Raw genomic sequence first — 21,607 nt, 5'->3', positions numbered from 1 at the left:
GGCCTCAGAGGCGCATCAGCCAGTTCCAGAGCTGCGGACCCAGGATGAAGCCCCAGGCCAGCACGCAATTGACGAGCGCGACCGTGACGGCGGCGCTGCCCAGGTCTTTCGCGCGCTTGGACAGTTCATGCCGCTCGAGCGAAATGCGGTCGACGGCCGCCTCGATGCCGGAGTTGGCCAGTTCGACGACCAGGACCAGCAGCACGACGCCGACGAGCACCGCATGCTCGACCGGGGCGACCGGCACGAGCAGGCCGATCGGCACCAGGACGGCCGCCAGCGTGAGTTCCTGGCGGAAGGCGCTTTCTTCGCGGATCGCGATCTGAAAGCCGCTCAGCGAATACTTGAGCGCATGCCAGGCGCGCGTGATGCCGCGGTTTCCCTTGTACGGGTTGGGCGGCAGCGTAGAGGGTTCGGGTTTCTTCAAATGACGGCTTTCTCGGTAGGCGCGGGTTCGGACTTGGGCAACGGCCGCAGATGCGAAGCAAACTGTTCGGACGCCGCGCGCCACGAGAACCGCTCGGCCCAGGCGCGCGCGGCCCGGCGCTCGATCTTGAGCGCATCCAGGCAGGCCTGCTGCAGATCCTCGTTCATCGCGCCGGCGTTGCCGCCGCTCAGCACATCGACGGGCCCGGTGACCGGATAGGCCGCCACCGGCGTGCCGCAGGCCAGCGCTTCGAGCAGCACCAGGCCGAAGGTGTCCGTCTTGCTCGGAAATACGAACACGTCGGCCGCGGCATAGACTTTGGCCAGCTCTGCCTGCGTCAGCACGCCCAGGTAATTGGCGTCGGGGTAGTGTGCCTTGAGCTTGTCCAGGACGGGACCCGTGCCCGCGACCCATTTGGAGCCCGGTAGATCCAGCTCCAGGAACGCCTCGACATTCTTCTCGATCGCCACGCGGCCTACATACAGGAAGATGGGCCGCGTTGTATCGAGCACCTTGGATTCCATGGGATGGAAGATGTCCAGATCAACGCCGCGCGTCCACAGGACAACGTTGTCGAAGCCGCATTTCTCCAGGTCCTGCTTGACCACGGGCGTGGGCGCCATCACGGCCTGCGAAGCGCCGTGGAACCAGTGCAGGAAACGGTAGGTCCAGGAAAGCGGGATGCCAAAGCGTGCCTGCACGTATTCGGGAAAGCGCGTGTGATAAGCCGTCGTGAAAGGCAGTCCGCGCTCATGCGCATAGCGGCGCGCGGCAAGCCCGAGCGGACCCTCGGTGGCGATGTGCAGTGCATCGGGCGCGAAGGCGTCGATGCGTTTGCGCAGGCGCCGGTACGGCAGCAGCGAAAGCCGGATTTCAGGGTAGGTCGGGCACGGCAGCGTGCGAAATTCCTGCGGGGTGATGAGTTCGACCTCATGCCCGATCGCGCGCAGCTCGCGCGAGGTGCTCTTGAGCGTGCGCACCACGCCGTTGACCTGCGGCTCCCAAGCATCGGTGACGATCATGATCTTCATCGGTATTTCTCCTGGCGGAAAATGGCCTGGTTGGTGGCTAGCGCTTCTGGCTCGTGCGTGGGCACGGTCTGCGCGGAGCGCATCACGGTCCAGTAGACGATCTGGAGTTGGCCGTCGTAGGTTTCGACGAGCGCCGACAGGCTTTCAACCCAGTCGCCGTCGTTGCAATAGAGCGTGCCGTCGATCTCGCGGATTTCCGCCTTGTGAATATGGCCGCACACCACGCCGTCGCAATCGCGGCGTCGGGCCTCCGCGATCATCGCGTTCTCGAAGGACGAGATGAAATTGACCGCGTTCTTGACCTGGTGCTTGAGATACTGCGACAGCGACCAGTAGTCAAAGCCGAACTTGGCGCGGACGCGGTTGAACCAGCGATTGAGCGCGAGGATCATCGTATAGGCCGTGTCCCCCAGGTACGCCAGCCACTTGGCGTGCTGGATCACGCCGTCGAACAGGTCGCCGTGCACGATCCACAGGCGCTTGCCCGTGAGCGTCGTATGGAAGGCCTCTTCGCGCACGTGGATGTCGCCGAACGCGATGTCCTTGAACTGGCGCGCGGCCTCGTCGTGATTGCCCGGGACGTAGACCACGTTCGTGCCCTTGCGCGCCTTGCGCAGGATCTTCTGCACCACGTCGTTGTGCGACTGCGGCCAATACCAGCCCTTCTTGAGTTGCCAGCCGTCGATGATGTCGCCGACCAGATACAGGTGTTCGGATTCGTTGTGCCGCAAAAAATCGAGCAGATATTCCGCCTGGCAGCCTGTCGATCCCAGATGGATGTCGGACAGCCAGATTGCGCGATATCGGTGACTCGGTTCGAACGTGCTCTCACCCATGCATGACTCGTGCCGTTTTGGTTATACGGCATTGCGCCATGCCCGCATGACGACACGGTGACAGTCATGAAAAGTTTGTATGACATGTGGCGCATCTGCAAAAGAGCGCAACCTTGCCGCGCGAAACGCTATCGGCCCGTCGTGCCCAAGATCCTGCCGCGGGCGATCCAGCGCGCGCGCGCCGCGTCGTAGATTCCGTTGTACGCCATGGTGTAGGGCAGTATGAACAGAAGCAAACCCACCTCCACCATGAAGGCCTCGATCAGCGAGAAGTCCAGGGCGAACGCGGTCAGCGGCACGCAGACCAGCGCCAGACCGCCTTCGAAACCGCACGCATGCAGGGCGCGAACCCGGACAGTGCGCGCAACGCGCGACACCGGCCAAAGCCGATCGAAGGCGGCGTTGTAGGCCATGTTCCACAGCATGGCCGTGATCGAAATGATCACGGACAGCATGCCCACCTGCGTCATCGGACGACCGAGCAGCCAGGCGCCCAGCGGCGCGCTAAGCGCCAGCAGCAGCACCTCGAAACCGAGGGCGTGGATGAAGCGTTCGAGCAGGGATTTGTTTTGCCGTTTCATATCCGGACCGCGTTAGGGCTTTTGCAGACCGATAGGATTTTCATCGATTTTTTGTATATATTAAAAATACAATCCATCGATTAAATTGATAACCATGCGCTACTCGCCGGAAGGTCTGCACGCGTTTGTCCAGGCCAGCGCCCTGGGTTCGTTCTCGGCCGCCGCGCGCAAGCTGGGCAAGCGGCAGTCGACCGTCAGCATGGCGATCGCCAACCTCGAGGCCGACCTGGGACTGCAGCTTTTCGACCGCCAGGGGCGCCAGCCGGCGCTGACCGAGGCCGGCCGCAAGGTGCTGGGATACGTGCAGGAAATCCTGGCCGCCGGCGAACGGCTGGACGCGCTGAGTATCCGCCTGGCCGGCAACATCGAACCACGGCTGACTATCGTGCTCTCCGACGCCTATCAATTCAATCCCGACACCGCGATGCTGCGGGACTTCGAGCAGCGCTATCCGGACATCGAGTTCGAATGCATGGCCAGCGAGGCGGGCGATGTGCTGGACCTGCTGCAAAGCGGCCGGGCGCACCTGGGCATTGTGGTATCGCAGCCGGCCTATCCGCCCGACATAGGGGTCGCGCGCCTGCCCAAACAGGCGCAGATGGGCCTTTACGTGGCCAGGGATCATCCCCTGGCGCGGCAAAAAAGCATCACGCGCGCGCACCTGGCCGCCCATCGCCAGCTTTACCTCAACACCTACATCGACAGTACGCGCGCGCCGCAAGGCCGGGTCTGGTCCGCGCCGGACTATCTGATGCTGCTTGAAATGACGGGATACGGCTTCGGCTGGGCCGAGCTGCCGCGGGGCATGGTGGCCCAGTTCAGCCGCGGCAACCTGGCCGAACTCAGGCTGCGCGGCTGGCCCCGGCCCATTTCGATGGATGCCGCATGGTCCAAACCCAAGCCGCCGGGGCCGGCGGGACTGTGGCTATTGGAGCGGCTGCTGCAGGACGGCGCGGCGCGATAGACAGCGCGTTCCTGCCCCACCCCGTGAGCAAGACCGGCCGAGATCGACATCCTGACCGGCGAGAACAGGCTCATGGACGTTCCCGAGACGTGCAGCAGGGCCGCCACCGCGGGAATGCTCTGGCCCGCCTGAATGGCCAGCACCGCCTCCTCGTGCAGCGCCTTGAACATGCCTTGGGCGCAAGCGTGCGAGATGCCTGCGCCGGACAGGACTTCGGCCATCATGGCAAACAGCAAGACTGCCTGGACCGCATGCCTGCCGGTCGCCCACGCCGAACGGGCTTCCTGGCCAAGCAGGGTCCCCTGCCCACGGATCAAGGCGGTCATGACGCCTCCCTGACATCCGGCAGCAGCCGCGTCGCAACCAGCGCGCCAATGAGCACGACATACGGCAAAGCCCTGCGCGCGGTTGCCCAGGCAGCGCGCCTGTCCGGACGCACATCCATCAAATAGCGCAGCACGATGAGCGGACCGTAGGCGGCCAGCAGCGCGGCCTCCGGACCCAGCAAGAAGGCGGCGCCGGCCCGCAGCGCCAGCCCCGCCGCGATCCAGAGCGTCTCGCGGGCGCACTCCATGATCGATGCGCCCAGGTCCGCCGCCCGCGCGGTATGCCAGAACAACGGCAACCAAACCAGCATCAGCAGGGCGACCGGCACCATGGAGTACAGGCCCAGTTCCGCTCCGGGGATATGCGCGTAGGCGGCGACGGGCGATGCGCGGCGCTGCGGCCGCCCCCGGACCCGCAACGCCGATGGCCGCCGCAGCGCCTGCGCCGCGCGCCGCCGAACGCCGCCGGCCCGGCCAGCATGGCCACGGGCACGGCAATCAGCAAACCCAGGATTGCCGCCCTGATCGTGTTCAGGCGCCCGCTACCGATGGCGGCGATGACGGCCAGCGCGGGCAGCGACCAAAGGAAATAGCTCATCCGACAAGGATGACGGGACTGATCGCCGTCATGGCAGCCTGAACGCGCCGATGGCCTGGTTCAATTTCAGCGCCTGCTCCTTCAGACTCTCCGCCGCCGCCGCGCTCTGCTCGACCAGCGCTGCGTTCTGCTGCGTCATCTGGTCCATGTGCGCGATGGCCGTGCCAATCTCGGAAATGCTGCTGGACTGATACTCGGCCGAAGCCGAGATCTCGGCAATGGTGGTCGTCACGCGCTGCACGGCGCCGACGATGTCCTGCATGGTCTGTCCGGCCTGCTGCACAAGGGCCGCCCCCTGGTCGACGCGCTCGGTGGAATTGGAGATCAGCGCCTTGATCTCGCGCGCGGCCTGGGCGCTGCGCTGGGCCAGGGTGCGCACTTCGCCCGCCACGACCGCGAACCCCTTGCCCTGCTCGCCGGCGCGCGCCGCCTCCACCGCCGCGTTCAGGGCGAGGATATTGGTCTGGAAGGCGATGCCGTCGATCGTGCCGATAATGTCGACGATCTTGCTGGAGCTTGCGCTGATCTCGCTCATCATCTGGATGACCTGCGAGACCACGGCCCCGCCGCGGTTGGCAACGTCCGAAGCGTTCTCGGCGAACTGGTTGGCTTGGCGCGCGGCCTCCGAGCTCTGGCGCACGACGTCCGAGAGCTGCATCATGGATGCCGAAGTCTGCTCCAGACTCGCCGCGGCCTGCTCGGTGCGGCTGGAGAGATCGGCGTTGCCATTGGCGACCTCGGCAGCCGCCGTTTCTATCTCTTCGGAACCCTGGCGTACCCGGCGGATGATGTCGCGCAGGCCATCCTGCATGCGCCGCATGGAGGCGAGCAGGCTGTCGGAGCGGCCGTCGGCACGCAGTTCGCGGCTCAGGTCACCCGCGGCGATCACGTTGACGACATCGGCCGCGTCCTGCGGCTCTCCGCCGAGCTCGCGCAGGATGGAGCGCGTCAGCATAAAGCCAAGACCGGCCAGTACGACGAACAGCCCGCCGCCAATCAGCAGGAAGCGCGCGGCATAGGACCAGAACGCGGTATTGATGTCGTCGATGAACACGCCATTGCCGACCACCCAGTTCCAGGGCTTGAAAAGCACGGCGCACAGCAGCTTGGGCACGAGCTTGCGCGATGGATCGTCGGGACGCGCCACGGCGGCGGTCATGTAGGCTATGCCGTCCCTGGGCAGGTCCTGGGCATAGATGTCCGAGGTCATGCGCCCATCGGGCAGCCGGGATCCCTTGTCCATTTTGCCGACCCGGCTGGCGTCGGCATGCACGAGCATCATCCCGGCCATGGTGCGCACGAAGATGTAGTCATCGTCGTGGCGCAGGCCCGAGAGTGCCTGCACGGCCTGCGCCTGCGCCTGCTCGCGCGTAAGCTTGCCGCTCTGCTCGAGCGCGTAGTAGCGCTGCATGATGCCTTCGGCCAGCAGCGAGGACTTGAGAATTTCTCCCCGCCGCGATTCGAGCATGTTCTGGCGCAGCGCCTGCAACGCAAAGCCGCTGATCAGCACGATGCCGATCAAGGCAACCGCCACGATGGAAAGAATCCGGGTGCGCATCTTCATGCATTGTCTCCGTATGCGGTTATTGCCGATGGGGCGATCGGGCAATACCGCAGTTGTTGTCATTTTTGAATGGCAATCGTAAAGCGCAAGGCCGCGCTGCCTGACCACAAACAACACCGCAGATTGGGCGCATTTATTATTATTTTTGCTTATATCGATCCACCGCGACGAGCATTTTCTGGCTTTTAATCGAACGACACCCCTCTTTGATGCGCCCGGCTACTTCACCGAGGCGCCGCCCGGCCATAACGGCACGACCGCCTGCGCATTCTCCGGCGCGCGGGCCCGGAAGGCCTGGACGCAGCGGTGTACGCAGTCCAGAAAGGTGCCGGCATTGCTGCTGGGTGGCTGGCGCAGCTGGTGAATGTATCCGAACAGGATCCAGCGTTCGGGTACCAGCGGGCGGATCACCAGACCGCTCAGATCGATGGCCTGTACGCACAAACGGTCCAGAATGGCGATGCCGGCGCCGTCGCGGGCCAGTTGGCAGGCCATCAACGACGAGCGCGTCTCGATCGCATACTCGGGCCTGACACCGCCCGAGCGCAGGAAATCGTCCACCTGATGGCGCCAGGGCTGTCCGGGCCACAAGCCCAGCAGCGGCTCGGACCCCAGATCCGCGGCGCTCAGCGATGGCTTGGCCGCGAGCCGATGCGTGGCGGGCAGTACGGCCTCCATCCGGGCCTGGAACAGCGGGTGGTTTTCGATTTCGACAAAGGGATGGCTGACCGGCAGGGAGATGATGCCCAGGTCGTACAAGCGTGTGCCCATCTGGGCCTCGATGCCAAAGCGCGACTGCTCGTCGACCGAGACGCGGATGCCCGGGTTCTCGCGGCAGAAAAGCGCAAGAGCGGGCGAGACGATGCCCTGGCCGATGCGCGAGGCCGTCACCAGTCGCAGCCGGCCCCGGGTTTCGGTGCGGATAGCGCTTGCGATGCGTGGAATTTCGTCGAATCCGGCCAGGATATGTTCGGCATCGCGATAGAACGCCCGTCCTTGCTCGGTCAACTGCAGGCGCCGGCGCGTCCGGTGAAACAGCTGCAGCTGGATTTCCGCTTCCAGCAAGCCGATCAGGCGGCTCGCGGCGGGCGGGCTGATATTCATGGTCTCGGCTGCCGCAGCGAGCGAGCCTTGGCTGACCACCAGATGAAAGAGACGCAGGGCGCGGATGTTCAATACTTTTCTTTTTGCGGCAACCGGTTGGCGGATATGGGGTTTTATCCCACTCTTCCATTTTTTTGAATAATACGTTGATTAATTCACATTATTCAACGACAGCGTCACCTTAGACTTTGGCATCAAAGCGTGGCGGTGATACCGATCCGCCAGGCAAAAAAACCATACCGAAAGGAGACAACGATGATCCGGATGCGAATCTTGATGGCGGGTGTTCTTGCGCTGGCAGCGTGCGCGCAGGGGCCGGCGGCCATGGCGGGCAGCCTTGAACTGGTCGCCCCCGGCGTGTTGAAGGTTGCCTACCGCACCGACGACAAGCCGGTTTCTTTTATTCAGGACGGCAAGCCCACCGGTTTCATGGTGGAGTTGATGAATACGGTCGCCCGCCGCATGGGTCTGAAAGTGACCTATATCTCGACGGCGTTCGCCGCCATGCTGCCTGCCGTGAGAAATCATCAGTACGACACCGCGGCCTTCGGTGTGCTGGTGACACCCCAGCGCAAGGCGGTCGTGAACTTCACCACCCCGGTCGGCTACGGCCAGGCGCAACTGGTGAGCCGCAAGAATGCTTCGCTGGCCACGCTGAAAGACGCTCAAGGCAAGACCGTCGCGATCACGACCGCAAGCGCTCTGATCCCCTTGCTCCGCAAGATTGCGCCCGAGGTGTCGATCAAGGAGTTTCCCAACGTGGCATCGAGCACCAACGCGTTGCTGGCCGGACAGGTCGATGGGCTGTTCACCGGCAACGCCACGGCGCAGCGCATCGCCATGCAGCACCCGGAACTGGTTGCCACGCAAACCGTCGAGAGCGACGCCAATGCGCTGCCGGTCGCCAAAGATCATCCCGCGCTGCGGGCGGCGATGAACAAGGCGCTCGCTGCGACGATGGCCGACGGCACCTACGGCAAACTGTTCGCCAAGTGGAATCCCAAGGGGGTGCGCATTCCCCGGCGCATGTATGCCGACTATCCGGGCATGCCCCGCCAAACCGCGCAATAAACACCGCGCAACCATCATGCATCACGGTCTGCAGCAGATTTTCTCCACATTTTTCAATCCGACGCTGATCCTGCGGGCGATGCCGCAGTTGCTAATCGTCGGCCTGCCCAATACGCTGCTGCTGGCGGTGTGCGCCAGTGCGATCGGCATCGCGCTGGCGCTGCTGGTGGCGGTCGGCCTGTTGTCCGAGCAGCGCTGGGTGCGCCTGCCATGCCGCGCCTACGTCGACATTCTGCGCGGTCTGCCGCATATCCTGACCGTCTACCTGATCGGGCAGGGCCTGCCGCTTGCCGGCCTGAGCCTGTTCGGGGACAACACCTACGGTTATGCGGCGCTGGCGATCGGACTGATCGAAAGCGCCTATTTCGCCGAAATCTTCCGGGCCGGCTTCCAGGGTGTCGAGCGCGGCCAGGTCGAAGCGGCGCGCAGCACGGGCATGACCCAGTTCCAGACCCTGCGCTACATCATCATGCCGCAGGGCGCGCGGCGCGTTCTGCCGCCGCTGACCGGCCAGTTCATCCTGGTCATCAAGGCCACCTCGCTGGTGTTCCTGCTGGGCCTGACGGCATCGCAGCGGGAAATGTTCGCGCTGGCTCAAGACAGCGCGATCAATAACGCCAATCTGTCGCCGCTGACTGCCGCGGGCCTGATCTATCTCGCCCTGACGATTCCGACGACCTATGTGATCAACACCTGGGACCGCCGCCTTCGCGGCGGTCGCGCAACCCGAGCGGTAGGATCCGAATGAACCCGCACCCAGGCACCCGCGTGCGCTTTGAACGCGTGAGCAAATCGTACGGCAATGCCGCCATATTGCACGATATCGATCTCGAGGCGCCAGGCGGCACGACGACCTGCATCGTCGGCCCGTCGGGCTCGGGCAAATCCACGCTGCTTCGCTGCGCCAATTTGATGGAGCGTCCGCAATCCGGGCGCATCCTGCTGAACGACCTCGATATCACCGCGCCCGGCACCGACATCGACGCGGTGCGCACGCGGGTCGGCATGGTGTTCCAGCACTTTCATCTGTACGCGCATCTGGACGTGCTCGCCAACGTCAGCCTGGCCCTGCGCAAGGTGCGCGGCCTAAAGCGGGACCCAGCCGAGGCGATCGCGCGCGACAAGCTGCTGGCGGTCGGCCTGAACGGCTTGGAAGCGCGTCGGCCGCAGGACCTGTCGGGCGGGCAGCAGCAACGCGTGGCCATTGCGCGCTCGCTTGCCATGGAACCCGAGGTCATGCTCTTTGACGAGGCCACCTCCGCCCTCGACCCCGAACTTGTCAAGGGGGTCCTGGCCGTCATGCGCGATCTTGCACAGGCCGGCATGACCATGATGGTCGTGACGCACGAAATGCGTTTCGCGCGCGAAGTCGCTGGCCAGGTCGTGTTCGTGGACGGCGGGCGCATCATCGAGCAAGGACCGCCTGAGGAATTTTTCGACCGCCCGCGCCACCCGCGTCTGCGCCATTTTCTGGAGCAGGTCCTTTGACCTGTGATGCACCCATGACTGATACGTTTACCGCGCGGCCATCGAGCGCCGACATCCAAAACCTGTTCGCCCAGCGCAGCCATTGGCAATCCTGGCTCGATGTCGAGGCGGCGCTTGCCCAAACCCAGGCCGAAATGGGCATGATTCCGGCGGCCGCGGCGCTGGAAATCGAACGCAAGGCCAATCTGGATCATGTCGATGCGACGGCCCTGGCAGCCGATATTGCACGCACCCGGGCTCCCATCGTGTCGTTGGTGCGGGCGCTGGCGCGAGTCTGCGAAGGCGATGCCGGCGGCTATGTGCACTGGGGAGCCACCACGCAGAACGTCATGTTGACTGCCCGAACCCTGCTGATGCGCCGGGCGCACGAGGCGTTCATGACCAGGCTGGGCGACGTGCTGTTCAAGCTGGCGGATCTGGCCGATGCGGGGGCCGGCATGCTCACGGCCGGACGCACCAATTTCCGCCAGGGCCTGCCGATCACCTTCGGTTTCAAGGCAGCCGCGTGGATCGAGGAGTTCCTGCGGCACCAGCAGCGCTTCGAAGGCGCCGAACCGCGTGTCTTCGCTTCGCTGTGGGGAGGCGCGCTGGGCGCTATGCACACGTACGGCGACCAGGGCGGCGAACTGAATCGCCGCCTGTCCAGACGGCTTGGCCTGACGCCGCTGACCGTGCCGTCGCGGGCGGGGACCGACTACATCGTGGAGCATTTCCTGTTGCTCGCGTTGTTCAGCGCAAGCTGCTCCAAGATCGCCCGGGATCTGTACGGCCTGATGGCCGACGAGATCGGCGAAGTCTACGAGAATCAGGGCGACGAGGTTGTCGGCTCCAGCACCATGCCCAACAAGGTCAATCCCAAAGTCGTCGTGGTGGTGATCGCGCTTGCCGCCCGCTTGCGCGCCCTGACGCCGTTGGCGCTGGAGGCGATGCAGCCCACGCATGAAGGCGATGCCGCCAACAACCAGATGCTTTACGCGCTCATCGATCAGGCCTGCCCCCTGGCGTACGAGCTAGTCTGCGCGATGGACGAGCTGCTGGCCTGTCTGAAGCTGGCGCCGGAGAACATGCGCCGCAATGTCGCGTCTTCGGGGCAGACCATGGCTGCGGAAAACGCGATGATGATCCTGGCCCCCGCGTTGGGGCGGACCCAGGCCTACGAGCGGGTCAAGCATGCGATCGCGCAGACCGAGACGCGCGGCGGCCAATTGGCCGACCGGTTGCTCGAGGAGGAATCGGTGCGCCATGCCGTCGAGGAGTCCGCGCTGCGGGCGGCGCTGGACCCGGCCGCCTATACGGGCAACAGCGCACAGATGGCGAAAACCATGGCAGCCAGCGCGCGCCGCGCCGCGACGGCACTGACCGGCGGCTAAGCGCAGGTCAGCCCGCTCGATTCGCACCGCGAGGCACGCGCCCGCCATTTGCTGAACAAGCCGTGAAGACCTAAAATACCGCCTCTTAGGCGTTGCGTGCGGGCGTCGTATAACGGCTATTACCTTGGCTTCCCAAGCCAAAGACGAGGGTTCGACTCCCTTCGCCCGCTCCATGCATTTGCCGGCAATACCCCGTGCAGACTCACGAGGACATGCCGCTCAAACGCCTTTGCAGGCCGGGGTTCGCCGCGCGCCTCAGGCCAGATAACTTACCGCTGCCTTGCCCGCGCCCACCACGCCCAGGGCGATCGCAACATACCAGGGCCACTTCTGCCCTTTGGTAATGATGGCGATCGTAGCCACCGCAATGCCTATGTGCACCAGCGTCGCCGCAAACGTCAGTCCGTGGTGCTTTTCCTCGTGCTTGTTGCTGGCGGCGAGTTTCTCGTCGCGCTTGTGTTCGAGTTCCTGGGCCTTTTTCTGTATTTCGCGAGTCTGCGCTTCGTAGCGCGCGGCCTGCTTGAGGTAGTCGGCGGCATGCTCGGCGTTCGTGCCCGCCGCAATGGCATACAGGTTCTGCTTGATGCTCTTGGCCTGGTAATAGGCCCATTCGTCGCTGGCCTGGGCCTGCATGAGCACGGCGTCGTTCTTTTCGGAAATCGCGTGTCCCGTCTCGACGGTCTCCAGGCTGGCGACCACGGCCGCCAGCACGGCCAGCACGGCAATGGTGGCCGACACCCTGATCATGAAATTGTCGCCTGCGTGCATCGCGCGCTCGGCGTGCTCGGCATGCTCAAGCTGCTCGTTGGCCAACTCTTCCATGGTGAATCTCCATCGTCATGAGCAAAACTGGAACCTGTGCCGAGCAGTCTGTTTGCAGGCCTGCCCCATGCACAGCGTCAGACCGCGCGCAGGAAATAGAACCCCTGAACCGCATCCACTACGCCCTGGCCCGCGAAACTGATGATCCGGCCCGTCTCGTCCATGCGCGCAAGCTTGAAGATGACCGCGGGCGCGCCATTGGCCGCCGCCAGGCAAAGCTGTCCGTTGATCATCTGCCAGCGGTCGGCGTCGGCGGTCCCTGGATTCTGCAGTAGACCCTGCGCGGCCAGCGACATCGCCGACGAGAGCAGGCGTGCGTTGAGGTCGAAGAATTTCCAGGTGCTGCCTTCCAGTTGCGCCGCCGTCAGCGCGGGCGCCTCGGCGTAACTGGCCAGGATGGCCTGAAGTTCTGCTTGATCGTTTTCCATATGCTTTGTTTGCCTCTCGCCAGAAATAGTTTGTGGCGCCTCATTCGACGAAGCCGCCTTCAATGCCGCCACGACTTCGGTAATGACCGGCTCCCATGCCCCCATCGCAGGCTGGTGGAAAAGCCGCGCGGTCGGATACCAAGGGCTGTCCTGGCGGTTCAGCAGCCAGCGCCAGCAGCCATCGTAACGCGACAGGATCCAGACCGGCCGGCCCAGCGCGCCCGCCAGATGCGCCACTGCCGTGTCGACGGTGATGACCAGATCCAGGCCCGCGATCAATGCCGCCGTGTCGGCGAAGTCGCGTATCTCGTCGGTCCAGTCGACAAGCTGCAATCGGTCGAGCGACGCCTGCGCCTTCCCGGGCGACTCGTCGATCTGCAGGCTGACCCGTTGAACACCCGGAACCGCCGCCAGCGGCGCGAGCTGGGCAGGCCGCAGGCTGCGGCGCGCATCGAAAGGCCGTCCCGGGGCGCCGGCCCACACCAGGCCCACCTTATATCCAGGCAACGCCGCCAGCCGCCGCGACCAGGCCGCCGCCGCGATGGGATCGGCAAGCAGGTAGGGCGTGCGGGCGGGAATTGTCTTGAGCGTCGTGCCGAACAGCCCCGGCAGGGAGCGCATCGGCGTCTGGAAGTCGAAAACCGCGGTCTCAAGCAGCCGATCGACCACTTCGATGCCGGGCAGCGACGCGCGCAGCAGCCTGAGCAGCGGCGACGGAACGAGCAGCGTGACATGGGCGCCACACGCGGCCGCCATCGGGACATAGCGGACAAACTGCAGGCTGTCGCCATAGCCGTCATCGGCGAAAACCACCAGCCGCTTGCCGGCAAGCGGCTCGCCGCCCCAATCCGGGCACGTGATCGCGGCCAGTTCCTTGCGTTTCCCGTATAGCTGGAAATACCAGCGAAAGATTTCGAAGCCGCGCGGCAGGTCGCCGGCGCGCAGCAGAGCCATCGCACGGCCCAGATGCACCGGGGCGTAATCCGGCTTGAGCGCCAGGGCGCGGTCATAGCTGGCCACCGCCTCGTCCAGGCGCCGAAGATCATATAGGGCCACGCCGCGGTTGCGGTAAACCTCGACGTCGGGCTTGAGCGCCAAAGCCCTGTCGTAGCTGGCCACCGCTTCCTCGAAGCGGCCCAGCCTATACAAGACCGTACCGCGGTTGCGCAAGGCCTCGACCAATTCGGGATCGAGAGCGATCGCCTGCTCGAAACTCGCCAGTGCCTCGCCAAGACGCTGTTGCCCAGTCAGCTGAACGCCGTGATTGACGAGCGCCGCCGCATCGTCGGCCTGCCGCTGGCCTGCCGTCGCAAGCGTATCACCGTCCTTCAAGGCCAGCCCCCTTGATCACGCAATCACTCCCAGTTCCCGCAGCCTGGCTCTCTGACCGGCATCGAACCCAGCGGCCTCCAATACCGCATCGGTGTGCTCGCCCAATGTCGGCGCCCGCCGCGCGATGGCGCCTGGCGTCTGCGACAGCAGGGGAAAAATCGCGGGCTGCTCTACCTCGATGCCGCTGGCTGCCTTGACCGAGGCAATGGCGCCGCGGGCGCGGTAGTGAGGGTCGCCGGCGATATCGGCCACCGTATAGATGCGGCCGCAAGGAACGCCGGCATCGCGCAGGGCCTCGATCACCTCGGCGATTGTGCGCTGCGCCGTCCAATCGCCGATGGCGGCATCCAGCTCGGCGGCGCGCCCGGCCCGACCGTCGTTGCGCGCCAGGTCCGGATCGCTCCCCAGTTCGGAGCGGCCTATTTTGTCCATCAGGCGGCCGAAAATGCCGTCGCCGTTGCCCGCGATGAGCACGTAGCCGTCCTTGCACAGATAAGCGTTGGACGGCGCGATGCCCGGCAGGGCCGCGCCCGCCGGTTCACGCACGGCGCCGAACACGGAATACTCGGGCAGCAGGCTCTCGGTCAGGTTGAAAATGCTCTCGTACAGGGCGGCGTCGATCATCTGGCCCTGTCCGCCGCGCGCATCGCGCTGGTACAAGGCCAGCAGCACGCCCAGGGCGCCGTGCAGGCCGGCCACGGTATCGCCGATGGAGATACCGGCGCGCACCGGCGCCCTGCCCGGCTCGCCACTGAGGTAGCGCAGCCCCGCCATCGCCTCGCCGATGGCGGCAAAGCCGGGTTCGCCCGACTTGGGCCCGGACTGGCCATAGCCCGAGATGCGCAGCATGATCAAGCGCGGGTTGGCGGCGTGCAGCGTTTCCCAAGACAGGCCCCATTTTTCCATCGTGCCGGGGCGAAAATTCTCGATCAGCACGTCGGCCTGGGCCGCCAGGGCGCGCACCACGGCCTGCCCCTCGGTTTGGCGCAGATCCACGCATACGGACTGCTTGCTGCGCGACTGGGCTTCCCACCACACCGAGGTGCCTTCGTGCAGCATGCGCCATTTGCGCAGGGGATCGCCTTGGCCGGGAGGCTCGACCTTGATGACCTGCGCGCCGAAGTCGGCCAAGGTCTTGGCCGCGAAAGGGGCCGCGATCAGCTGCCCCAGTTCCAGCACGCGGATGCCGGACAGTATCTGCGCCGCCATGTTTCCCCCCTAGGCTTATCTCGTCGCACGCAGCCAGCAGTCTACACGCGCGCCGCCGTTCAGACGTGCCCGCGGGCCGCGGCCATGCGGCGCGCCAGCATGGCGTCGAAGGCATCGTAGATCTTCTGGACGTACGGATTCTTGTAGTCGTAAATGTCCTGCGTTTTTTCCGGATGCGCCAGCATGGTGGCGTTGGCCTCGAACACCAGTACCCGGCCGTCGGGCAAGACGGAAAAATCCACGCCGCCGTAGTCCAGGTCCAGGACATGGCCCAAGGCCTCGATCGCCGCCATGGCCTTATCGCCCAAGGCCTGCCGCGGGTCGGCCAGGAAGGCCTCTTCCTCGCGGCGCTTGCGTGCATCGTGCTGCATGCCCGCAGTGTCGTGATGCACGATCCAATGGCTGCCGATGGCCAGGTGGTAGGCGTAGGGCTGGCGGTCGACGAAGATGACGCGGTACTTGCGAAAGCCTGCGTCGGCCGAGGCGTAATCGACGTAGTCGGTCAAGTAGTAATAGGGTGCGGGCCAAGGCTTGAATGCCGCGACGTCCGCTTTCGATTCCAGTTTGTCCAGGTGATCGCCGCCGTGCGAACCGACAGGCCGCAGCAATATGGGAAAACGGTTCCCCGGCAAGGCATGCAGCGCATCGCGCAAGGCGGCAGACTCGACACGCAAAGTGCACGGCACAACAACGTTTTCGATGCCGCCAAGCAGATCGGGGATCAAGTGGCGGGCCGTGCGCGCGACAGCCTGCGCGGGATTGATCACAGGCTTGCCGCAGGTGTGCAGCAAACGCGCCATGGGTTCGAGGGCAGGATCCATCACATCCGGATCGCCGATCGCGTTCAAGACCAGGTCGTAGTCGGGCAGGCGCGCCAGTTCGTCGGGCCGGGCGTATTCGATGACACAGACAATGCGCGTGACCGACTTGCGCGGCAAGAGGTATTCGGTGGGAATATTGCCCAGCCCCGCGCCCCACAGGACCAGCACGGTCATGCGCGGATCGCAGGCATGGTCCACATACACCGCCTTGCGGCTATAGACCGCGTCGCGGTGCTTCTTCGCTTCTTCGAGTTCGCCGCGCGACTCGAAAATAGCCGCCAGGTTCATGTGGACTTCGATCTGATCGGGGTCAACCTCCAGCGCGGCCTGATACCAGATCAGCGCTTCGTCGTAGTCCTTCAGCTCGTAGTAGATCGTGCCCACGTTGAGCAGGGCCTGGGCATAGGCGGGCCGGCACCGAAGCGCCGCGGCATAGCAGTCCAGGGCCTGCTGCGGCCGGGCCATGCGCTTGTAGGCCACGCCCATATTGTTGTGGGCCTGGGCATGGTCCGGCTGCAGCGCCACGACCTGCCGAAAGCGGGTCACCGCCTCATCCAGTTCGCCCAGCGCCATCAAGACCAGGCCCAGATTGTTGTGGCCGCCGGCGTGATCGGGATATTCGCCCAGAAAACGCCGGTAGGCCTGCTCGGCCTGGCGGTAATGCCCGCTTTCCTGAAGTCGGCAGGCGTGCTGAAACGCCTGTTCGAGCCTGCTCTGATCCATGACCGTCAGACGCAATGCCGCTTGCGGAAATCATGCATGAATTGCACGAGCGCCTCGACGGCCTCGATCGTCACGCCGTTGTAAAGCGAAGCCCGCATTCCGCCGACGGAGCGGTGGCCGTTCAGCCCGGAAAAACCCGCCTGCGCGGACGCCTGCAGGAATTGCTTTTCCAGTTCGGGCGTCGCCATGTTGAAGACGACATTCATGATCGAACGGTAGGCCGCGTCGGCCCGCCCGCGATAGAAACCATCGCTGCCGTCGACGGCCGCATACAGCAGCTCGGCCTTGCGGCGGTTGATTGCATCCATTTTGTCCAGGCCGCCCACGTCATCGCGCAGCCAGCGCGTGGCCAGCATGACGGCATAGATGGCAAAGACCGGCGGCGTGTTGTAGATGGAGTGCGCCGCGGCATGGGTGCGGTAATCCATGAACTCGGGCAGGTGGCCCGGCGGCACCTTGTCCATCAGCGCCTCGCGTATCACCACGATGGTCACGCCGGCAGGGCCGAGGTTTTTCTGCGCATGCGCATAAATGAGGTCGTAACGCTGCGCCTCGCAAGGCCGGGAGAGGAAATCGGAGGACATGTCGCACAGGCGCGGCACATCGTCGCGGCCCATGGTTTCCTGGAACTGCACGCCATCCACCGTCTCGTTGGAGATGTAGTGAAAATACGGCGCCTCGGGCGAAAGCGTCAGGTCCCGTGCCCGGGGCAGCACCTTGAAACCGGCGTCCTTGCCGCTCCAGGCCACCTCGATGCGATGGCGGCTGGCGGCCGCGGCAAGTGCCTTGCCGCTCCAGTAGCCCGTGTGCAGGTATTCGGGCGACGGGCCGTCCGGACGCGAAAAAGCCATGGGAAACGTGAAGAACTGCTGGGTCGCGCCGCCCTGCAGGAACAGCACGTGGTATCCGTCGGGCAGGCCCAGCAGCGTGCGCACATTGCGCTGGGCCTCGGCCACCACCGCGGCGAACCACTCGGAGCGGTGGCTGATTCCCAACACCGACATGCCGACTTCCGGCACGCAAAGCATGGACTCATGCAGTTGCTGAAGAATGGTTTCCGGCAAGGCCCCCGGACCCCCGGAGAAATTTCGGGCATTGCGCAGTCGAACAGCGTCCAGCATGGTCAGGCTCCTGTGGCTCGCGCGGCGCAGTCGGCGAGCATGGCCTGGAAGGCTGCGAATACCTTGTGCATCTGCGATTTTTTATAGGGGTAGAGATCTTCGGGATCCATGTCGTGCACGATGCCGCAGGTATCGGCCTCGAACACAAGCAGTTCGCCGCTGGGCGTTTCGCCGCAATCGATGATCAGGTAGTCCAGTCCCACCCTTTCATGGAAGGTGCGGAAAGCCTGAGCATGGCGCGCGCCGAACTCTTGGTCGAAGTTGCGCATGGCCGCGCCTTCCTCGGCGCGGTTGGCCGCGCTTTCCTGCATGTCGGCATTGAGATAGTGCACCATCCAGCGCCGCGAGATGCCCATATGCCCCAGATAGGCCCTGCCCTGGATGAGCACGATGCGGTACTTGCGGTAGAGCCCGTCGGGGCCGCGGTAGTCGACGAACTGGGACACGAAGAAATCGTCGCCCGGCGACGTACCGAGATACGCCGACAGTTCGGCCGGTGCGTCGATTTTCTCGAGGTTTTCACCCGCATTGGAATCAACGGGCCGCACCAGAATGGGAAACTGCGCTTCGGGCAAAATGTCCTGCAGGTTCGCCGCGCCGCGTGCCAGCTCGTCCAGCGCAAGGCGGTCGGTGCGCGCCAGCGCGGGCGACACGATGCCGGGCGCGCCGCGCAAGGCCGCATGCAGTCCGTCGCGCGAGGTACTGAGCACCCTCGCGGGAAGATTGAGCACCGGCGTATGCCACCTGCCCAAAGGTTCGACCAGGCCTTGCAGCAGCTTGCGATTGCCCACGTTCTCGCCCACGGCGACCATGGCCACGTCGTGCGGCGGCAAGGACTTGGGCACCGGAATGCCGGGTCCCAGGTACAACAGGTACAGATCGATACTGGAGTCGGCGATCAGAAATTCCAGCGGCGTGTTGGCCATGAAATCGCCGGGTCCCACGAACACCAAAAGCCTGAGGGTGACCGGCTGACGTCTGGCCGGCATGAAATAGATTTGCTGGGCTTGCAAGGCATAGCCCTGCATGGACAGCGACTGCTCGCGCTGGCCATTGAGCAGCAGCACCATGGACAGATCGAGCATGGCGTGGGCATCATCGGGCGCTTGGTCGAGGCGCCTGACCAGATCGTGCTGCAGGCAGATCAAGTCCTGCTTGCGAAAGGCGCGGGTAATCAGTTCGGACTTGCCGATGAGCGGAAGATGGGATGCTGTAGTCATGGATTGATCAAAGACAGGCCTCAAGCGCCATCCGGTTGCCGATCTGGAGCACGCCTTGGACCAGGTGATCGACATCGGCCGTGCCCGTGCGATGGTTGACGATAGCCGCGCGTATTGCCAGCCTGCCGTTCACTGTCGTGGTCGAGGGCGCGCAAACGCCTGCTTCATGCAAGGCCACCACGATGGCTGCATTGAGGCTGTCCGCCTGCTGCCCATCGATGCCCGCGGGCAGGTAGCGAAAGCACACGATGTTCAGGCTCACCGGCGCCAGCAGTTCCAATACCGGTTCGGCCTGCACGCGCGCAGCCAGATGCCGCGCCACCCGGCAGCTGTTGGCGATGGCGCGCCCCAGCGCGTCGGCGCCGTATACCTGCAGCGTGAACCAGGTCTTCAAGGCGCGAAAGCCGCGCGACAAGTCCGGCCCGAAATCGCAGGGCCAGGGCGAGTCGCCGGCCATGCCGCGGGTTTCGCGCTTGAGGTAGGCGGCGTCGGCCGCAAACGTGTCCAGGTGCTGCTGGCCGTCGCGTACCAGCACGAAACCCGCGTCGTAAGGCACCTGCACCCATTTATGGAAGTCAAAGGCGATGGAGTCGGCGCGTTCGATGCCCGCCACCTTCGGCGCCAATTCGGGCGACAGCATGGCCATCGCGCCGAAGGCGCCGTCGACATGCAGCCACACGCCTTCATGCTGTGCGATGTCGGCCAGCTCGGGCAGCGGATCGACCGCGCCGACGTCCACCGTGCCGGCGCTGCCTACAATGAGAAACGGCGTATAGCCCGCCTGCCTGTCGGCGGCGATGGCGGCCCGCAAAGCCTGGGGCTGCATGCGCAAGTCGGCATCGAGCGGAATCAGCCGCAGCGCATCGGTGCCCAGGCCGGCAATATCCATGGCCTGCGCAACGCAGCCGTGCGCGCTGACCGCGGCGTAGGCCACCAGCCGCTGCGCCTGCGCCGCCAGACCGCGGCTGCGCACCTGCAGGCCCAGCCGCGCGCGGCTGGCCACCAGCACGCCGATCAGGTTTGCCGTGGACGTGCCGGTGACGAACACGCCGCTGGCCGACGCCGGGAAACCGAACAGATCGCGCATCCAGCGCGTGATCTGGCGCTCGACTTCGATCGGAATCTGACTGCGCCCGCCCACATTGGCGTTGAGGCCCGCGGCCAGGGTTTCAGCCAACATGCCTACGGCCGTGCCGCCGCCTTGCACCCAGCCCATGAAACCGGGATGCACATTGCCTATCCCGTAGGGCAGGATTTCGGTCATGAAGCGTTGGTGGATCTCACCCAGGTCGGACGGCCTGCGCGGCAGATCCTGGGAAAAGCGCCGGCGTACGGAATCGGGGGCGGGTTGCCAGACGGGGCGCGCGCGCAGCGTGGCCAAGTAGTCGAACATATCGTCGAGCATCTGGTGGCCCTGGCGTCGCAGGGCCGTCCAATCGGCGGGGTCCAGGCTGTCCGGGTTCGGAGCGGCGCCGACGGCGTTTCCGGTCATGAAATTTCCTTGCCGCGCGCACCTCGCGCAGCCTGCCGCCATCTTGCCATCTGATTTCGCGCTCAAATTCGCCGAACGCACGGCCACATGGGCTTTATTTCGCGATTTTAGGATTGCGCATCGCCGCAGGCTGAAAATTCCCTGTCAATCAGGCAAAAAGGTTCGCATCCGCTGCGGGGCATTCGGATCAAATCCGCAATCCGGCTCTGATGCCAGGCACATGGCAAGTGACGGGTTCGGGCATCCTGAGGCCGGGCGGAAGAGCGCTGCGGCCGACTACAATCGGCCCCATGAGTACGAATACCCCAGATCCATCCCAGTCGCCTGCGCTCCTGTCCGACGGCGTACAAGCGGCGCTGGCCCCGTCCGGCCGCGCGCCCGCCAGCCCGGGCACCCTGCACATCCGCAGCTTCGTGCACCGCCGCGGGCACATCACCCAGGGCCAGCGCGATGCGCTCGAACACCTGCTGGACAAATGGTCCCTGCCCTACGCGCCGCGCCCGCTGGATGCCGCGGCCGCCTTCGGCCGCCAGGCGCCGCTGATCCTGGAGATCGGCTTCGGCATGGGCGAGACCACCGAGAAGATCGCCCTGACCCGGCCGCAGGACAACTTCCTGGGCGTGGAGGTCTTCAACGCCGGCGTGGGCTCGCTTTTGCGCCGCATCGAAGAATCGGCCATTCCCAATCTGCGCATCGTCCAGCACGATGCCGTGGAAGTGGTGCGCGACATGATCGCCCCCGAGACGCTGGCCGGGGTGCACGTGTATTTTCCCGATCCCTGGCCCAAGAAGCGCCATCACAAGCGCCGCCTGATACAGCCGGCATTCGTGGCGCTGCTGGCCAGCCGCATTGCCCCAGGCGGTTACCTGCATTGCGCCACCGACTGGCAGGAGTATGCCGCGCAGATGCTAGACGTGCTGGGCGCCGAGCCGCTGCTGCGCAATACCTGCGCCGACTACGCGCCGCGCCCCGATTACCGGCCGCAGACCAAATTCGAAACTCGCGGCCTGCGCCTGGGTCACGGCGTGTGGGATCTGATTTTCAAGCGCATCTGAACGCGCCACCGTCATCCAATCAAG

The 21,607-nt window shown here is 64.9% G+C and carries 21 protein-coding genes and 1 tRNA gene; 7 read left to right on the top strand and 15 right to left on the bottom strand.

Annotated features, from left to right (window positions below; translation table 11 throughout):
* Positions 1-4 precede the first annotated feature (4 nt).
* The 4 genes from H143_RS20305 to H143_RS0108820 form a co-directional block, all read right to left on the bottom strand.
* A complete protein-coding gene (locus H143_RS20305; protein ID WP_155803575.1) occupies positions 5-529 on the bottom strand; it encodes a diacylglycerol kinase in 525 nt (174 codons plus the stop codon).
* Positions 424-1,458, bottom strand: coding sequence for a glycosyltransferase family 1 protein (locus H143_RS0108830; protein WP_019937874.1), 1,035 nt, complete (start codon positions 1,456-1,458; stop codon positions 424-426). The genes H143_RS20305 and H143_RS0108830 overlap by 106 nt, the downstream gene beginning before the upstream one ends.
* Positions 1,455-2,294 carry a UDP-2,3-diacylglucosamine diphosphatase gene (locus tag H143_RS20300; protein ID WP_019937873.1) on the bottom strand — a complete coding sequence of 280 codons (840 nt, stop codon included), beginning with the start codon at positions 2,292-2,294 and terminating at the stop codon, positions 1,455-1,457. Before H143_RS20300 ends, H143_RS0108830 begins: the two co-directional genes overlap by 4 nt.
* Before the next feature lie 128 nt (positions 2,295-2,422).
* The gene (locus H143_RS0108820; RefSeq protein WP_019937872.1) at positions 2,423-2,875 is read right to left on the bottom strand and encodes a multidrug/biocide efflux PACE transporter; all 453 of its coding nucleotides are present in this window, start codon (positions 2,873-2,875) and stop codon (positions 2,423-2,425) included.
* A 94-nt stretch (positions 2,876-2,969) separates the two neighbouring features.
* Between H143_RS0108820 and H143_RS0108815 the strand changes: the two genes are divergently transcribed.
* Positions 2,970-3,839, top strand: coding sequence for a LysR family transcriptional regulator (locus H143_RS0108815; RefSeq protein ID WP_019937871.1), 870 nt, complete (start codon positions 2,970-2,972; stop codon positions 3,837-3,839).
* Positions 3,840-4,161: 322 nt separating this feature from the next.
* Here the strand turns inward: H143_RS0108815 and H143_RS0108810 are convergent, their stop codons facing one another.
* The 4 genes from H143_RS0108810 to H143_RS0108795 all read right to left on the bottom strand — a co-directional run bounded on the left by H143_RS0108810 (position 4,162) and on the right by H143_RS0108795 (position 7,503).
* Positions 4,162-4,497, bottom strand: coding sequence for a hypothetical protein (locus H143_RS0108810; RefSeq protein WP_019937870.1), 336 nt, complete (start codon positions 4,495-4,497; stop codon positions 4,162-4,164).
* Complete coding sequence (locus H143_RS22430; protein ID WP_155803358.1) at positions 4,476-4,763, bottom strand: hypothetical protein; 288 nt, start codon at positions 4,761-4,763, stop codon at positions 4,476-4,478. The genes H143_RS0108810 and H143_RS22430 overlap by 22 nt, the downstream gene beginning before the upstream one ends.
* A gap of 28 nt (positions 4,764-4,791) precedes the next feature.
* On the bottom strand, positions 4,792-6,327 hold the full coding sequence (locus H143_RS23185; RefSeq protein WP_019937868.1) for a methyl-accepting chemotaxis protein: 1,536 nt from the start codon (positions 6,325-6,327) through the stop codon (positions 4,792-4,794).
* Positions 6,328-6,546: 219 nt separating this feature from the next.
* Positions 6,547-7,503: a LysR family transcriptional regulator gene (locus H143_RS0108795; RefSeq protein ID WP_019937867.1), complete on the bottom strand. Its 957-nt coding sequence runs from the start codon at positions 7,501-7,503 to the stop codon at positions 6,547-6,549.
* A 129-nt stretch (positions 7,504-7,632) separates the two neighbouring features.
* On the opposite strand from H143_RS0108795, the gene H143_RS0108790 reads away from it, so the two are divergent.
* The 5 genes from H143_RS0108790 to H143_RS0108770 all read left to right on the top strand — a co-directional run bounded on the left by H143_RS0108790 (position 7,633) and on the right by H143_RS0108770 (position 11,533).
* Positions 7,633-8,502 (top strand): ABC transporter substrate-binding protein, encoded by an 870-nt coding sequence (locus H143_RS0108790; RefSeq protein WP_231378486.1) that lies wholly within the window; start codon positions 7,633-7,635, stop codon positions 8,500-8,502.
* Between the two features lie 16 nt (positions 8,503-8,518).
* On the top strand, positions 8,519-9,250 hold the full coding sequence (locus H143_RS0108785) for an amino acid ABC transporter permease (RefSeq protein ID WP_019937865.1): 732 nt from the start codon (positions 8,519-8,521) through the stop codon (positions 9,248-9,250).
* A complete protein-coding gene (locus H143_RS0108780; RefSeq protein WP_019937864.1) occupies positions 9,247-9,990 on the top strand; it encodes an amino acid ABC transporter ATP-binding protein in 744 nt (247 codons plus the stop codon). The genes H143_RS0108785 and H143_RS0108780 overlap by 4 nt, the downstream gene beginning before the upstream one ends.
* 14 nt (positions 9,991-10,004) lie before the next feature.
* The gene (locus H143_RS0108775) at positions 10,005-11,360 is read left to right on the top strand and encodes a lyase family protein (RefSeq protein ID WP_019937863.1); all 1,356 of its coding nucleotides are present in this window, start codon (positions 10,005-10,007) and stop codon (positions 11,358-11,360) included.
* 98 nt (positions 11,361-11,458) lie between these two features.
* A tRNA-Gly gene (locus H143_RS0108770) sits at positions 11,459-11,533 on the top strand.
* An 82-nt stretch (positions 11,534-11,615) separates the two neighbouring features.
* On the opposite strand, the gene H143_RS0108765 is transcribed toward H143_RS0108770, so the two are convergent.
* The 7 genes from H143_RS0108765 to H143_RS0108735 all read right to left on the bottom strand — a co-directional run bounded on the left by H143_RS0108765 (position 11,616) and on the right by H143_RS0108735 (position 20,528).
* Positions 11,616-12,182, bottom strand: coding sequence for a DUF4337 domain-containing protein (locus H143_RS0108765; RefSeq protein ID WP_019937862.1), 567 nt, complete (start codon positions 12,180-12,182; stop codon positions 11,616-11,618).
* Positions 12,183-12,259: 77 nt separating this feature from the next.
* On the bottom strand, positions 12,260-13,942 hold the full coding sequence (locus tag H143_RS20295) for a tetratricopeptide repeat protein (protein ID WP_019937861.1): 1,683 nt from the start codon (positions 13,940-13,942) through the stop codon (positions 12,260-12,262).
* 15 nt (positions 13,943-13,957) lie between these two features.
* Positions 13,958-15,151: a CaiB/BaiF CoA-transferase family protein gene (locus H143_RS0108755; RefSeq protein ID WP_019937860.1), complete on the bottom strand. Its 1,194-nt coding sequence runs from the start codon at positions 15,149-15,151 to the stop codon at positions 13,958-13,960.
* A 59-nt stretch (positions 15,152-15,210) separates the two neighbouring features.
* Entirely contained in the window at positions 15,211-16,695 is a 1,485-nt protein-coding gene (locus H143_RS20290; protein ID WP_019937859.1) for a tetratricopeptide repeat protein, read from the bottom strand.
* Between the two features lie 5 nt (positions 16,696-16,700).
* On the bottom strand, positions 16,701-17,816 hold the full coding sequence (locus tag H143_RS0108745) for a phosphoserine transaminase (RefSeq protein ID WP_019937858.1): 1,116 nt from the start codon (positions 17,814-17,816) through the stop codon (positions 16,701-16,703).
* A gap of 2 nt (positions 17,817-17,818) precedes the next feature.
* Entirely contained in the window at positions 17,819-19,036 is a 1,218-nt protein-coding gene (locus H143_RS0108740; RefSeq protein WP_019937857.1) for a hypothetical protein, read from the bottom strand.
* Positions 19,037-19,043: 7 nt separating this feature from the next.
* Positions 19,044-20,528: a pyridoxal-dependent decarboxylase gene (locus H143_RS0108735; RefSeq protein WP_019937856.1), complete on the bottom strand. Its 1,485-nt coding sequence runs from the start codon at positions 20,526-20,528 to the stop codon at positions 19,044-19,046.
* 290 nt (positions 20,529-20,818) lie between these two features.
* On the opposite strand from H143_RS0108735, the gene trmB reads away from it, so the two are divergent.
* On the top strand, positions 20,819-21,583 hold the full coding sequence (trmB, locus tag H143_RS0108730; RefSeq protein ID WP_019937855.1) for a tRNA (guanosine(46)-N7)-methyltransferase TrmB: 765 nt from the start codon (positions 20,819-20,821) through the stop codon (positions 21,581-21,583).
* Positions 21,584-21,607 lie beyond the last annotated feature (24 nt).

It is taken from the genome of Bordetella sp. FB-8 (assembly GCF_000382185.1).
Taxonomy (GTDB): domain Bacteria; phylum Pseudomonadota; class Gammaproteobacteria; order Burkholderiales; family Burkholderiaceae_B; genus Bordetella.
The sequence above is the reverse complement of the archived record's forward strand: the minus strand, read 5'-3'. Positions and strand labels throughout refer to the sequence as shown.

Coding starts and splice junctions, on each gene's coding strand:
- H143_RS0108785 (WP_019937865.1), top strand. CDS start 8,519: ATGCATCACGGTCTGCAGCAGATTTTCTCCACATTTTTCAATCCGACG.
- H143_RS0108830 (WP_019937874.1), bottom strand. CDS start 1,458: ATGAAGATCATGATCGTCACCGATGCTTGGGAGCCGCAGGTCAACGGC.
- H143_RS0108755 (WP_019937860.1), bottom strand. CDS start 15,151: ATGGCGGCGCAGATACTGTCCGGCATCCGCGTGCTGGAACTGGGGCAG.
- H143_RS0108775 (WP_019937863.1), top strand. CDS start 10,005: ATGACTGATACGTTTACCGCGCGGCCATCGAGCGCCGACATCCAAAAC.
- H143_RS0108745 (WP_019937858.1), bottom strand. CDS start 17,816: ATGCTGGACGCTGTTCGACTGCGCAATGCCCGAAATTTCTCCGGGGGT.
- H143_RS0108815 (WP_019937871.1), top strand. CDS start 2,970: ATGCGCTACTCGCCGGAAGGTCTGCACGCGTTTGTCCAGGCCAGCGCC.
- H143_RS22430 (WP_155803358.1), bottom strand. CDS start 4,763: ATGAGCTATTTCCTTTGGTCGCTGCCCGCGCTGGCCGTCATCGCCGCC.
- H143_RS23185 (WP_019937868.1), bottom strand. CDS start 6,327: ATGAAGATGCGCACCCGGATTCTTTCCATCGTGGCGGTTGCCTTGATC.
- H143_RS0108810 (WP_019937870.1), bottom strand. CDS start 4,497: ATGGTGCCGGTCGCCCTGCTGATGCTGGTTTGGTTGCCGTTGTTCTGG.
- H143_RS0108765 (WP_019937862.1), bottom strand. CDS start 12,182: ATGGAAGAGTTGGCCAACGAGCAGCTTGAGCATGCCGAGCACGCCGAG.
- trmB (WP_019937855.1), top strand. CDS start 20,819: ATGAGTACGAATACCCCAGATCCATCCCAGTCGCCTGCGCTCCTGTCC.
- H143_RS20290 (WP_019937859.1), bottom strand. CDS start 16,695: ATGGATCAGAGCAGGCTCGAACAGGCGTTTCAGCACGCCTGCCGACTT.
- H143_RS0108740 (WP_019937857.1), bottom strand. CDS start 19,036: ATGACTACAGCATCCCATCTTCCGCTCATCGGCAAGTCCGAACTGATT.
- H143_RS0108820 (WP_019937872.1), bottom strand. CDS start 2,875: ATGAAACGGCAAAACAAATCCCTGCTCGAACGCTTCATCCACGCCCTC.
- H143_RS0108735 (WP_019937856.1), bottom strand. CDS start 20,528: ATGACCGGAAACGCCGTCGGCGCCGCTCCGAACCCGGACAGCCTGGAC.
- H143_RS0108780 (WP_019937864.1), top strand. CDS start 9,247: ATGAACCCGCACCCAGGCACCCGCGTGCGCTTTGAACGCGTGAGCAAA.
- H143_RS20300 (WP_019937873.1), bottom strand. CDS start 2,294: ATGGGTGAGAGCACGTTCGAACCGAGTCACCGATATCGCGCAATCTGG.